12 protein-coding genes are annotated in these 13,145 nt (G+C 33.4%); 1 reads left to right on the top strand and 11 read right to left on the bottom strand.

From position 1 onward, the window contains the following. Positions 1–1,082: 1,082 nt before the first annotated feature. Genes Q0772_RS12840 through Q0772_RS12825 form a run of 4 tightly spaced genes read right to left on the bottom strand, consistent with a single transcriptional unit; the run spans position 1,083 to position 6,188 of the window. Complete coding sequence (locus tag Q0772_RS12840; RefSeq protein ID WP_298345462.1) at positions 1,083–2,486, bottom strand: TolC family protein; 1,404 nt, start codon at positions 2,484–2,486, stop codon at positions 1,083–1,085. A gap of 3 nt (positions 2,487–2,489) precedes the next feature. Further along, a complete protein-coding gene (locus Q0772_RS12835; RefSeq protein ID WP_298345460.1) occupies positions 2,490–3,842 on the bottom strand; it encodes a biotin/lipoyl-binding protein in 1,353 nt (450 codons plus the stop codon). A 13-nt stretch (positions 3,843–3,855) separates the two neighbouring features. Continuing rightward, positions 3,856–5,514 (bottom strand): ATP-binding cassette domain-containing protein, encoded by a 1,659-nt coding sequence (locus Q0772_RS12830; protein ID WP_298345457.1) that lies wholly within the window; start codon positions 5,512–5,514, stop codon positions 3,856–3,858. Between the two features lie 2 nt (positions 5,515–5,516). Next, positions 5,517–6,188: a TetR/AcrR family transcriptional regulator gene (locus Q0772_RS12825; RefSeq protein WP_298345455.1), complete on the bottom strand. Its 672-nt coding sequence runs from the start codon at positions 6,186–6,188 to the stop codon at positions 5,517–5,519. Here Q0772_RS12825 and Q0772_RS12820 point away from each other — a divergent pair. Further along, the gene (locus Q0772_RS12820; RefSeq protein ID WP_298345452.1) at positions 6,187–6,324 is read left to right on the top strand and encodes a hypothetical protein; all 138 of its coding nucleotides are present in this window, start codon (positions 6,187–6,189) and stop codon (positions 6,322–6,324) included. The genes Q0772_RS12825 and Q0772_RS12820 overlap by 2 nt on opposite strands. 154 nt (positions 6,325–6,478) lie before the next feature. Here the strand turns inward: Q0772_RS12820 and Q0772_RS12815 are convergent, their stop codons facing one another. The 7 genes from Q0772_RS12815 to ccoS form a co-directional block, all read right to left on the bottom strand. Next, positions 6,479–7,180, bottom strand: a complete 702-nt coding sequence (locus Q0772_RS12815) for a sulfite exporter TauE/SafE family protein (protein ID WP_298345449.1) — start codon at positions 7,178–7,180, stop codon at positions 6,479–6,481. Position 7,181: 1 nt separating this feature from the next. After that, positions 7,182–7,628, bottom strand: a complete 447-nt coding sequence (locus Q0772_RS12810) for a FixH family protein (protein WP_298345447.1) — start codon at positions 7,626–7,628, stop codon at positions 7,182–7,184. Between the two features lie 376 nt (positions 7,629–8,004). Beyond that, the gene (ccoG, locus tag Q0772_RS12805) at positions 8,005–9,429 is read right to left on the bottom strand and encodes a cytochrome c oxidase accessory protein CcoG (RefSeq protein WP_298345444.1); all 1,425 of its coding nucleotides are present in this window, start codon (positions 9,427–9,429) and stop codon (positions 8,005–8,007) included. A 91-nt stretch (positions 9,430–9,520) separates the two neighbouring features. Continuing rightward, a complete protein-coding gene (locus Q0772_RS12800) occupies positions 9,521–10,423 on the bottom strand; it encodes a cbb3-type cytochrome c oxidase N-terminal domain-containing protein (protein ID WP_298345441.1) in 903 nt (300 codons plus the stop codon). Beyond that, positions 10,411–10,605, bottom strand: a complete 195-nt coding sequence (locus tag Q0772_RS12795) for a CcoQ/FixQ family Cbb3-type cytochrome c oxidase assembly chaperone (protein ID WP_298345438.1) — start codon at positions 10,603–10,605, stop codon at positions 10,411–10,413. The genes Q0772_RS12800 and Q0772_RS12795 overlap by 13 nt, the downstream gene beginning before the upstream one ends. A 21-nt stretch (positions 10,606–10,626) precedes the next feature. Next, positions 10,627–12,822 (bottom strand): cytochrome-c oxidase, cbb3-type subunit I, encoded by a 2,196-nt coding sequence (gene ccoN, locus Q0772_RS12790; RefSeq protein ID WP_298345435.1) that lies wholly within the window; start codon positions 12,820–12,822, stop codon positions 10,627–10,629. 2 nt (positions 12,823–12,824) lie between these two features. Continuing rightward, positions 12,825–13,019 carry a cbb3-type cytochrome oxidase assembly protein CcoS gene (gene ccoS / locus Q0772_RS12785; RefSeq protein WP_298345432.1) on the bottom strand — a complete coding sequence of 65 codons (195 nt, stop codon included), beginning with the start codon at positions 13,017–13,019 and terminating at the stop codon, positions 12,825–12,827. Between the last annotated feature and the right edge of the window lie 126 nt (positions 13,020–13,145).

Here is a 13,145-nt window from a genome sequence, read left to right as displayed (position 1 = left end):
GTGAAATTTGTCAAAAGTCAGATATTCTTAAATTGCTTGTTTCCGTTTTGAGTGCGTTCCGCAATGAAGCACAACGTCTCGGCTATGGTTAGTACGGGAATTAAAAGTAATGAATTTCCGATTAATCACTTAGCCAAATTTTTTTATTTTGTTTTATCTTTTCTTTATTAAAGCCAAATCAAAAGATTTGGCGGACTTAGTAAATATACCAAAACTTTGGGTTAAGCATCAAAACCCGTATTAATTATAGCCCTTGTTGCCAACCGTTATTTCAATTTATTGGGTATCTTATGGTCTATAGAAAGTTTTTATGCACCAAATTGGAAATAAAAACAATAAGCAATTCAGTATTGAAATAGATAAGTGTAAGAAATTACTAGGAAATAATAGAATGAAATCATAATCTTTTATTGTAGCTGAATAACTAGAAACACAGAAAGGGAACAAAAAAAGTCTAATTTTTACCCAAATATTTTGCTTTATGCCTTGTTGAATAGTGGATAGTATTAGGGCAAACCCGATGATAAGTGAAATTCCTATAGAGCTAGCCCATAATTTTAGTGAAGCTTCAAAGTATATGCTTATAATTGTTAGATACCAAACTAAATAACACCATAAAATCATTTTTTGGGATGTTATATTTTTGAAATATTTTAAAAAAACAGTTATCACAATATCGTATGCTTCTTTTTATCTTGTCTAATGTCAAGTTTTGTTATTCAGTTAATTATATTTGGGTCAAATCTACCAATTTTAATAAACATTTTAGAGTTTTTTTTCTCTTTAGCCCAAGGAATTTATCGGATTCTGATGGGTAATGGTTGGCAACACGTATATATATACAGTTAATGCTAAAATAAATAAAATATAAAAAATGTAGTAATTTATTTATTAATAATGGGTTACAAAGTTTTTAATAGTGTGTATTTTGTATATCAATATTTGATATAATTCAGTTTTGATATACAAAATGCACTACTTTTAAACGAGCCAAATATGGCGAGTAATTTAAATTGAAGGGCACTAAAATTTTTAGCAGAATAAATACTTGTGCTTTTGAACCCTAATTATTTATAAACCTTTTAATTCATTTGTACATCTGAAAGTGCTAAAACATTAAATAGATTAGCTTTTGTTTTAAAGAAATCGTTTTCAATTTCTATAGCTTTAAGTTTCGCATCTATTAATTTGGATTCACGCGAGTTTACAAGAAATAAAGAGCTTTCTCCTAAAAAGAATTTGCGCTCTTCAGCGGATAACATTTTAGAATAATCGTTTACAATTGTTTCTGTATAATCATTTTGCAATACATAAGAATCTAATTCTTGATTAATGGCATCAATTTTATTTTTAAGACTCACTCTAGTGTTTTGAATGTCAAACCTTGTGTCTTGCAGTTTTAATTTTGCTAGCTTTAAATCTCCGCGTTCCTTTCTTAAAAACAGTGGAAAGCTAATATTTAAGGCGCTTTTGTATGCAGCCGTACTAAAGGATCGTGCTACCTCTGGAGTTTCGGATAAAAAGTTATATTGCAAATCGATTTGGGGTAATAAATTATTCGCTTTCAATCGTTTTTCTATATTTAAACTTCTGTATTTATAATCTAAAGATTGTAGTTTTGGGTGACTTTCAATATCAAAATTCTCAATATCTAAACCCGAGGTATTCAGAATTGTATCAATAGATGCAATGGTACTCACATCCGGAATAACACCATCCTGAATTTCAATTGGTGTGTTGTCATTTAGCCATAAAAAATTTGATAACTCCAAAGAAGATTTAATAAATTTAATCCTTGATTTTTCTAAATTTAACCTTCGGTTATTTAAAGTAATTCTAGCTTCAAGAGTATCAATAGCTGGTTTGTCTCCAACCTCATAGCTTTTTACGATACCATCAAAACGGATTTTAGCATTATCTAGAAAATCTTCATATACGCGTTTTTCATTGTACCGCCTTAACCAATTAAAATAGCTAACTGTAGCTTCATATAGAATATTATTGACTAGCAATTGCCTATCAGCTTGCGCTTGTTTAACGTATAAACGAGACTGTCTTAACATAGCCATACGCTTATTGGTTAATAAGCCACGAGCAACAGGCACCGAGACACCTGCGCTATACAAACCATCTTCTGGAACAAAAGCTTGGGGGTTTAAAAACTCACCAGTATTTTCTTCAAAGTTTCCTTTTATTTCAACACCAAACCAAGTTGGTATTTTAAACGTTGCATTTAACCTGTCAAAGTATTCAGTATTTTTAAATTTCTTTCTATCGTAATCAACCTCAAGTTTAGGGTCAAAAGCACCACGGGCTTTCATAAGTTTAGCCTCACTTACGTTAATTACTAAATTGGCTTGTTTTACTATGGGGTGAAACGATTTGACATAGCCTAAATATTCAGAAAGTGTGATAACTGAAGTTGAATCTTGAGCCGAAACTAAACCACTACAAAATAATATTATATTGAATAAGATTACTCTCATTTTTTATCCTTTTTTTGATGCCGTTTTACTGCCTTCAGGTTGATAATAATTAGGAGGGAAGCTGTTAATTTGTCGCCATAATTCAAACCAAATAGGAACGTCTTCTAATAAAGCAATAGTTTTTGCGCCTGAACCTGCGCGAATGGCATTAGGCCATTCATGATCTGTTTCATCTGGTGCTAATAATACCCGATACTTACCATTTTGACTTATAAAACGCTCTATAGCTACTACTTCTGCGCCATATGTACCATAAGATACATTGGGCCAGCCGCTAAATACAATGGCAGGCCATCCATCAAATTGTACACGTACTTTTTCACCAATATGAAGTAATGGCAAATCTATAGGTCTAACAAAAGTTTCAACAGCTAAATCTATTTGAGCGGGCATAATACCAACGAGTTCAGATCCTTCTTTAAAGGTGATGCCAATACCACCTTTTAAAACTTTATTAATAAATCCGTTTTGCGGTGCCGTTACATACAGTAAGTCGCTACGGCGTTTGTAGTTTGTAGAAGCATTCTCAAGTTTTGAGACTTGTGCTTGGGTATCAAAACCGCTAGATTGTGCTGTAAACATATCGCTTTGCGCTTTAGAAATTTTATCAGCAAAAGCAGCATTAGTTCTTGAGAGTTCTAAACGTGCGTTAATTACTTGATTTTGGCTTGCTAAATATTTGTTTTCTTGAGAAATGTATTTAGCTTGAGTTTCTTGAAGTTTTAACCGTTTTTCTTCAACATCTTTTACCGCTTTTAAACCCTCTTCTTGTAATGTTTGAATACGATTAAACTGTGTTTTAGCAATTTTTAAATTTGTTTTTGCAGCTTCTAAATCAATACTATCACTTTTTACTTTTAATTTAGATTGTAGCAATTTGTTTTTAGTTTGCTGAATTTTTAAATTTTGTTCGTTTCTTAATGCTGAAATTTGCCTATTTAAAGCATTTACTTTGCCTTCATAAGCAACAACAGAAGATGATTTAGCTTTAATTTGATCATTTGTTCTTTCTACAAGTTTATCATCAAAGTAATCACTTTTTACTTCAGAAATTCTTAAAATAGTATCACCTTTTTCTACGTAATCACCTTCTTGCACAAACCACTGTTCTATTCTTCCGGGTATTTGAGATTGTATGGTTTGTGGACGTTGATTTGGTTTTAATGTAGTAACAATACCCTGCCCAGTAATATTTTGTGTCCAAGGTAAGAATAGTACAATAAATAATATGATGGCTGCAGCTAGTAAAAACCTATTAAAGTATTTATAGTACTTAACATTCATTATATTTTTTCCAGACTTATATGTGGCTAAGTCTATTTTTTTATTCAATTGATTATGCGATATATTGAGCATGACTTAGTTGTTTTTAAGATTTTATTTTACCTTTATCTAGAGTAATAATTTCACTACACTTGTTTAACCAAACATCGCTGCTACTAACTACTACAAGTGCCCATGCTCTGTCTTTATGGCTTAAATAGTCTACAATGGATTTGGTCTCTGCTTGATTAAATCGATCTAGAGCATCCTCAAGAATTAGCACTTTAGGTTGTTTTAAAATAGCACGTGCTAAAACTAATTTCTTAGATAATGTATAAGACATTTGTTTACCATCTGGATAAAGAATGGTTTTTAATCCGTCAGGTTGCTCTTTGATAAAAGGTTTTAAACCTACAATGTCAAGAACTTCATAAATTTTATCATCAGATATGTCTGTATTTGCAAATGTTAAGTTATCTCTTATTGAGCCTTCAAAAGGAGTCTCATCAGAGAGTGATAATCCTAATTGCGATCTAAAGAAATTAAGGTGTAAGCTATCAATAGACATATCGTTAACATAGACATGTCCTGCGGTGGATTTTATTACTCCTGAAATAAGTCGAAGTAGTGTTGATTTACCTGAACCGCTTTCTCCTTTTATTAGAATCCTACTATCTGGATTTATTTTCAGAGAAACATCTTTTAGGATGTGCTTATCTCTATTTGATACTTCATAATCCACATTTTCTAATTCTATGTGAATACCTTTACTAAATTGAGGTGTATCTCCTGTTTGACTTTCTAAGTCCTTATCAACAATCTGACCTATTTTTTCCAAAGATGTTAAGGTATCATAAAATGATTCTAAACCAAGAATGAGTTTTTCAACCGAAGCAATTACTAAAATGATAATGATTTCAGCAGCAACAAACTGACCAATATTCATTTCTTGATTTAATACCAAAGCACCACCAATTAATAGTAAACTCGCGGTTACAATAACTTTAAAGCTTATCATTTGTATAAATTGTAACATCAAAACTTTAAAATGACTTTCCCTAGCTTTTAAATAATTACTTACTAAATCATCATTTTTACTTATACCTAAATTTGTGCTTCCTGAAAGTTTAAAACTGATTACTGAACGTGCAATTTCTTGAATCCAATGGGCTACTTTATATTTATTTTTAGATTCTTTTAAACTGGTTTCCAGACCTCTGATAGCAGTAAATTTGAATACCACAAAAACAAGTATAAGTAGAAGCAAACCAAAAATAATAAAGAAAGGATGATAAAATGACAACAGAATTAAAGCAAATAAAATCTGTAATACTGCTGTAGGCACATCTATTAATATTTTAGATAAACTCTTTTGAATAGTTAGGGTATCAAAAAAACGATTTGCTAACTCTGGGGGATAGTAATTACGTAATTCAGACATTTTTATCTTTGGAAATCGATATGCCAATTCAAAAGAAGATCTTGTGAAGATACGTTGCTGAATGGTTTCAATGATTCTTAGTTGCATTAGTTGTAATGCGCCAGAGAATGCAACACCCAAAGTTACTATAACGACAAGTACAACCCATGAGGTTGATATTTGTGCACCTTGTATTAAGTTAATAATGGCTTGAATACCCAATGGTAAGGATAAGGCCACTATACCAGCAAATATAGCATAGTAAAAAATTTGTAAAATGTCTCTTTTTTCTAATTGTAGCAAACCCACTAAACGTTGCCAAGGGGTCATTTTTTTGTTTTCCATAATTAGGATTTCAAGGTGTTAAGTACAAGATTCTTCATAAATTGGGTTGGGGTAACATTATCACCACAATCTGTAATAGAAGTGAAATGATCTTTTAAAAAGTGCTGATGTAAGCTACCTTCAATAATAGTACTTGCTAAACTTGAAGCGAATTTGTAATCAGGTTTATTGGCTTTTATCATATCGCGTAGTCGGTGCACAATACGTTTATAAATAACAAAATAACCTTCTTTGTTTTCTTGATCTACTTCTTTTGTTAAAAAGGATTTTGAGTTTTCGTTAACCATAATGCGGTTTAAAACTACTTCGTTAATATGAGAGAAGTTAGAATCCTCTTTAATTGCTCTGGTTACAATCTCTATGGCTTTCTCTAATTTGTTATCAGCACTTAAGGTGTGTGTTTCAAAAACAAGTTGATACTCAATCCATGCCCAATACCATGAGGATAAATAAACTAGAAGTTTATGTTTATTTTCAAAATATCTATATATAGAGCTTTCGTTTGAGCCTATTAAATTTCCTAGTTTTTTAAACGTAAAGCTGTCAAAACCTATATCATCAATTAAGATGATACTATTTTCTACAATGCGCTTACCTAAATCTGAAGACTCTGGGTCTTTAACATAGATTTTTTCTGGAACCGAAATCTTTAAATTTGAAAGTAATGAATCCATGATTAATAAATTTGGTTTCAAATATAATAGTAATACTATTAAAAATGAAAATAAAGCTATTGTTTTTGTTAATGATACTCATAAAGAAATCTTATGGATATATTTAATAGGTGATATTGCATACCATAGAAAGTAGTCTTTCATTAACTACAAGTATTTGTTTTCTCGGGTAATTGTATGAGGCTTTAATAAGGACTAATAAAAAAAATAGACCAAAACAGTGATGTTCAAGAAAAAATATTAAAAAGGAAAGTCTTAACTAACTTAAGGAGAGTAAAGCATAAAATCTATTAATGACAATCCATCTCATTAGAAACCAAATCAAATATAGGAGCAGGAGAGAGGTAAGGGATGCCTAAACCTAAACCACGAAGTATAAAAAGCGCGCCAATAAGTACTACAAAAATTGGGATAATTTTTTGAATGCGTTGTCTGGCAGTACCTTTTAAAAAGTGGCTAAAGTAAATAGCAGTGGTCATTAAAGGTATTGTACCTACACCAAAAACAGCCATATATAGACTACCACTTGCAGCATTTCCGCCAGCCATAGCAGCAAAAAGTGCCATATAGACCAAACCACAAGGTAGAAATCCGTTTAAAAAACCAATGGTTAAAAAAGTATCCATAGTTTTTTTCTTGAGAGCGTTACCCAAGGCTGATTTTACTTTTGAAATGGCTTTGTAAATTGGCTTAGAAAAGTTGTATTTGTTGAATGTTTTTTGCGGAATTACAACCACCAGAATCATTAAAACGCCAATAATAATAGAGAGTTGCTGTTGATAACCAAAAATAAACAGACTTTTGCCAATAAGCCCGAACACTAACCCAATTAAACTGTATGCAATTAATCTACCAAAATGATATATACCAATTTGAGATATTTTTTTTACTTGATTTGTTCTGTCTACAGGTAACATAAACGCAATGGGTCCGCACATGCCTACGCAATGAAAACTCCCCAATAGCCCTAATATGAAAGCCGATAACAGCATGTTAATAGTTTATAGATTCTTTAAATAAATAAGATTTTCCTTTATATTGCCAATCCACTTTAATGTTCCAACGGCCATCTACCAAACGTTTGTCAGGTATGAGCAAATATGGATTAGACAAAGAGATAGCAGTCTCAAAGTCTAGTTGTTTGTTAGATGGCCTGTATAGGAACAATTTTCCAGTAATATCATTATAATTTACAGTTTCAGGGAAGTGTATTACAAGCCCCTCGGCTGTTTTCTCATAGCTTAAATTCGCCTCTAAAGTGTTCGCGTTTTCAAGCTTGTTTATATCGTTTTGGTATTGCAATTCATCAGCATAATAATCCTCGCTAACCAAGTCGTGGTCGTACTTATTATCCACATTCATGGTAATAATAAAGTACATAATAAAGGAAATAAATCCAATAAACGCTAATACAATTCCGGTACCCCAATTAAATTTCATATCTGTTATTCCTGCGAAGGCAGGAATCTATTTTTAGTTAATAATATTTTTAAATTTATACCTACAAGGTTTTTAAAACCTCGCAGGAAATAAGCTCAAACTTCTGTCTCCCGTCTTCGAGCTTCCGTCTTTTTTTATGGCATTACCCCGTTGGGTCGGGCTTTCCACTATATCTTTTTCTCGTGCCTCAAAAAAGGATGCCGTTTCAATCCCTAATGCACCCATCCGCCAAAGTTGTTTTTCAAACCAAACATTTCGTTTTTTTGTTTTGTGTTTTTTTCAATACCTACAAGGTTTTAAAAACCTTGCAGGAAACGAGTTAACTCACGTTTCCACAACAGTAAGCACTTCCAACTTCTGTCTTCTAGCTCCCAACTTACTTATAACTCCTAGGCCCTAAAAAATTAGCCGTAGTAGTTTCAATGAGTTTTTCACCTTTATAAACACCAATTTTAATTTTATTTCTATCTCCAGACAATGCCGAATTATTAATCTCAATAAACAAAGTCCCTTCTGCAATACCTTGACTTGGTACTATAAAATCTTCACTAGTCGATACCAATTTCAATTCGCCTTTATGAGACATCAATTTAAAACTCACATCTTCAATATCTGATGAGGTTTTATTTACCAATTTATAAGTAAACACATTACTGATAATATTACCATCTTTATGCTCATACAATTGCCCAGGCAATCTTAGTACATTGGCTTCTACATCATGTCGTAAAAACAACATTCCAATTAACAATCCAATCATTATAGAGAGTACAGCTATATAACCTTTTATTCTTGGTGTAAGTTTAAACTTTGTTTTCTTCTCAATTTCCTCCTCACTAGCATAACGAATCAAACCCTTTGGTAAGTTGATACTTTCCATTATATGGTCGCATTCATCAATACAAGCTGTACAGTTTACACACTCTAATTGTGTACCGTTTCTAATATCAATACCCGTTGGGCAAACATGTACACATTGCAAACAATCAATACAATCGCCATGTCCTAAGGCTTCACGGTCTTCATTTTTTCTAAATTTCTTTCTCCCACTTTCGCCTTCTCCTCGTTTATGGTCGTAAGCCACAACAATAGATTTGGTGTCAAGTAAAACTCCTTGCAACCTTCCGTAGGGGCAAGCAATAATACAAACCTGTTCTCTAAACCATGCGAAAACAAAATAAAATACTGCAGTAAAAATGAGCAGAGAAATTAAGGTACTTGTGTTATTTAGCGGGCCTTCAGTTATATGTTCTATAAGCTTATCGCTACCAATTAAATAAGCTAAAAACACATTAGCTATGATGAAAGAGATAAGCGCAAATATGAAAAATTTTATACCATTCTTTCTTATTTTTTCAGCATCCCATTTTTGTCTAGCTAGTTTACGTTGTTTATTTCTATCGCCTTCAATCCAGTATTCAATTCGTCTAAAAACCATTTCCATAAAAATGGTTTGCGGACAAATCCAACCGCAAAATATTCTACCAAAAGCCACCGTAAACAGTGTGATAAAAACCACACCAATCAACATTGAAATTACAAACAAATGAAAATCTTGTGGCCAAAAAGGAAACCCGAAAATATTAAAACGACGTTCTAATACATTGAACATCAAAAACTGATTCCCATTAATTTTTATGAAAGGCGACAATAGTAAAATAGCCAGTAAAAAGTAACTTACATACTTTCTATATTCATAAAACTTCCCACTAGGTTTTTTAGGAAAAACCCAAGCACGCTTTCCATCTTCAGTAATGGTGCCAATCGAATCTCTAAATGTTTCGTTTTCTGGGGTTTCCACTGTTTTTTTAATTTAGACCTGCTAGGTTTATTAAGACCTAACAGGTCATCTAGTGTTTAGCTTAGTTTGATATGGTTTGTGTTGTATTATTTCAATCAGTTTCAGTAGGTGTTTCAGTACTTTCGTCCACCCAAATATCGCCTTCTGCAACTTTTGGGTTAGCTGGTGTTGTACCTTGAAAGGTTAAAACATAACTGGCTACCTGAGCCATTTCTAAAGGTTTTAATTGTGCTTTCCATGCAATCATTCCTTTTCCAGAACGCCCACCTTCAGATACGGTTCTAAACACATTTTTTATGCCGCCACCAAGTATCCAATGGTCATCAGTTAAATTTGGTCCAATACCACCACCTCCATCAGCCATATGGCAAGCCACACAATTGGTTTGGAAAATGGTTTTACCAGCACTTAAGTCTGCAGCATCAGTAAGTTGTGTAACGGTATTAATGTCCACTAGGTTTTTAGCTGTTTTTTTATAAGCTTCAATAGCAATTCTAGCTTCAGCTAATTCAGTTTCTAACTCATCAATTTGGTTATCGCCATCAAAAACATGATACTTTACTAAGTAAACAGCAGCAAAAATGATAGAAGCATAAAAGCCATATAACCACCAAGGCGGTAAATTATTATCTAATTCTTTTATACCATCATAATTATGGTCTAAAATAATTTCTCCTTCTTCTTCAATAGGCTTTTGCCCAAGAAGTTTTTGGTACGTTTCTTTTAACCAAGTAAATTTAAACGACTTTTCTTTTTCAGCTAGAAAACGGGCTTTAGCTTCTTCATCGAGTTTATGAAGCATTACGTTTTCTAGGGCACCAACAATGGCTTCAATAGCTATGAGAATTAAAAGCACTAACAGTAAAAAAAGTAATACTGCAGGATATTCGATAAATGCAGGTTTTTCTCCAGAATCGATAAAGAATTCTACGGCTCCGAAAATAATAAAGAATGCTACTGGAACACGAATCCAGGATGGGATTAAATTTCGCATGATATATCGTCGTTTTGGTTGTCTAATGGAATGTTACTAACAGTTTTTATATAGTCTTTTTTAGCAGTTACTACCCACCAAAAAAGTGCAACAAAAAAGATGAAAAAGATGAGCAGTGATATAATAGGATAGATTTCTATGCCTGTGATACTCTCCATGTGGTTTTTTACAAATTTCAACATAGTCTTAAATTGTTTTGATGGTTATTGTTGCTGTTCTGGTTTCACTTGAATATCAGTTCCTAATCGCTGTAAATAAGCAATAAGTGCTACTATTTCTCGGTTTTTCATCTCTATAAAATTTTCGCCATTATCAGCAGCATATTTTTTATCAGCTTCATAGTTTTTAGCAAAATCAGGATCGCTGTATAAGTTTTGCTCAATTTGAGCCCCTTGATCTAACATATTCTGTTGTGCATTGGCAATATCTTCCTCCGTGTAAGGCACACCTAAAGTAACCATGGCTTCCATTTTTGCTTCTGTCATTGATTTATCTAACTCATTACTGCTACCAGTAATCAACCAAGGATAACGAGGCATTATTGAACCCGATGAGGTACTCTGCGGATCATACATGTGGTTAAAGTGCCAATTGTCAGAATACTTAGAGCCAACACGGTGTAAGTCTGGTCCGGTACGTTTACTACCCCAAAGGAATGGATGATCGTAAACAAATTCTCCAGCTTTTGAGTATTCACCATAACGTTCAACTTCACTTCTAAACGGACGAATCATTTGCGAGTGACAACCCACACAACCTTCACGGATGTATATGTCTCTACCCTCTAATTCTAAAGGCGAATAAGGTTTAACACTAGCAATTGTTGGGATATTGGATTTAACCATTATAGTCGGTACAATTTGAATAATGCCACCAATTAAAATAGCCACAGTAGCTAATAATGTTAATTGAATTGGGCGTCTTTCCAACCAAGTATGCCATCCTTCGCTAGCTGTACGCTTTTTAGTCACACGCTCTAAAGCAGGAGCTTCAGCCAATTCATCTTGTACTTTACTTCCGTTTCTTACGGTAGCAATTACATTATAAACCAGTATAAACATACCAATAATATAAAGTGTACCACCAATAGCACGCATCCAGTACATAGGCATAATTTCAGTAACCGTTTCTAAAAAATTACCATAAACCAAAGTGCCATCAGGATTAAATTGCTTCCACATACTTGCTTGGGTAAATCCAGCAACATACATTGGTAAAGCGTATATAATAATCCCTAAAGTACCTAACCAAAAGTGTAAATTAGCTAGCCCCAAAGAGTATAGTTTCGTTTTAAATAACCTTGGAATTAAGTAATAAATAATACCAAAAGCCATAAACCCATTCCAAGCTAATGCACCAACGTGTACGTGAGCAATAATCCAATCGGTAAAGTGGGCAATCGCATTTACGTTTTTAAGTGAAAGGGTAGGGCCTTCAAAAGTTGCCATACCGTAACCCGTAATGGCTACCACCATAAATTTTAAAACTGGGTCTGTTCTAACTTTATCCCAAGCACCACGAAGTGTTAAAAGTCCGTTTATCATACCACCCCAAGACGGCATTAATAACATTACAGAAAATGCAACACCTAAGTTTTGCGCCCATTCTGGTAAAGCGGTGTATAATAAGTGGTGTGGTCCTGCCCAGATATAAATAAAGATTAACGACCAAAAGTGGACAATAGATAATCTATAAGAGTATACAGGTCTATTCGCAGCTTTAGGAACAAAATAATACATCAAACCTAAAAACGGCGTTGTTAAAAAGAAAGCCACCGCATTATGTCCGTACCACCACTGTACCAAGGCATCTTGTACACCAGCGTAAACCGAATAACTTTTCATACCACTAACAGGTAACTCCAAACTATTAAAAATATGAAGCACCGCAACCGTAATAAACGTAGCTAGGTAAAACCAAACAGCCACATATAAATGGCGTTGACGACGTTTTAAAATCGTCCAAATCATATTCACACCAAAAACCACCCAAATTAGGGCAATCGCAATATCAATAGGCCATTCCAATTCAGCATACTCTTTAGATGTGGTGTAACCCAACGGCAACGAAATTGCCGCAGCAACAATAATTAATTGCCAACCCCAAAAGTTAATATTACTTAAAAGGTCGCTCGCCATACGCGTTTTTAATAAACGTTGTAGCGAGTAATAAATCCCTGCAAACATCGCATTCCCCACAAAAGCAAAAATCACGGCGTTAGTGTGTAAAGGTCTTAACCTTCCAAAACTAAGCCACGAAATCCCATCCGTAAGGTTCGGGAATAAAAACATAAAAGCAAGTAGCAAACCTACTGCCATACCTACAACCCCAAAAACTATAGTGGCGTAGAGAAATTTAGTAACGATTTTGTTATCGTAATGAAACTGTTGCATTTCCATAATTAAAATTGTTGATCTTCTTTGGTTAGTATTGTTTTTTCAGGTTTGTCTTTAACGAGTTCGTCTTCAAAAAGCATGCGTACAGACGGTGTGTAACTATCGTCAAACTGCCCACGTTTTACCGCAACAATAAAGGCCACAAAAAAGCCAATAGCTACTACAATACTTATAGTTAATAAAATATATATAACACTCATACCTACTTGAAGTTATGGTTCAAAAGTACTTTCATAGTTCTTTTTAAAAGATGACATTTGTCATGTTCTATCGTTTATTTTCATTTTTTTGGCGTTACCACAAGGGTCGGGCTATTCGCTGCTATC

The sequence above is a fragment of the uncultured Algibacter sp. genome (genome assembly GCF_947490405.1).
Lineage (GTDB): Bacteria > Bacteroidota > Bacteroidia > Flavobacteriales > Flavobacteriaceae > Algibacter_B.
This window is presented reverse-complemented; position numbering and strand designations above follow the sequence as displayed.

What these genes read in the sequence shown, in the direction of transcription:
- Q0772_RS12840 (WP_298345462.1), bottom strand. Translation starts at nt 2,486, where the DNA reads ATGAGAGTAATCTTATTCAATATAATATTATTTTGTAGTGGTTTAGTT.
- Q0772_RS12835 (WP_298345460.1), bottom strand. Translation starts at nt 3,842, where the DNA reads ATGCTCAATATATCGCATAATCAATTGAATAAAAAAATAGACTTAGCC.
- Q0772_RS12830 (WP_298345457.1), bottom strand. Translation starts at nt 5,514, where the DNA reads ATGGAAAACAAAAAAATGACCCCTTGGCAACGTTTAGTGGGTTTGCTA.
- Q0772_RS12820 (WP_298345452.1), top strand. Translation starts at nt 6,187, where the DNA reads ATGATTAATAAATTTGGTTTCAAATATAATAGTAATACTATTAAAAAT.
- Q0772_RS12825 (WP_298345455.1), bottom strand. Translation starts at nt 6,188, where the DNA reads ATGGATTCATTACTTTCAAATTTAAAGATTTCGGTTCCAGAAAAAATC.
- Q0772_RS12815 (WP_298345449.1), bottom strand. Translation starts at nt 7,180, where the DNA reads ATGCTGTTATCGGCTTTCATATTAGGGCTATTGGGGAGTTTTCATTGC.
- Q0772_RS12810 (WP_298345447.1), bottom strand. Translation starts at nt 7,628, where the DNA reads ATGAAATTTAATTGGGGTACCGGAATTGTATTAGCGTTTATTGGATTT.
- Q0772_RS12800 (WP_298345441.1), bottom strand. Translation starts at nt 10,423, where the DNA reads ATGCGAAATTTAATCCCATCCTGGATTCGTGTTCCAGTAGCATTCTTT.
- Q0772_RS12795 (WP_298345438.1), bottom strand. Translation starts at nt 10,605, where the DNA reads ATGTTGAAATTTGTAAAAAACCACATGGAGAGTATCACAGGCATAGAA.
- ccoN (WP_298345435.1), bottom strand. Translation starts at nt 12,822, where the DNA reads ATGGAAATGCAACAGTTTCATTACGATAACAAAATCGTTACTAAATTT.
- ccoS (WP_298345432.1), bottom strand. Translation starts at nt 13,019, where the DNA reads ATGAGTGTTATATATATTTTATTAACTATAAGTATTGTAGTAGCTATT.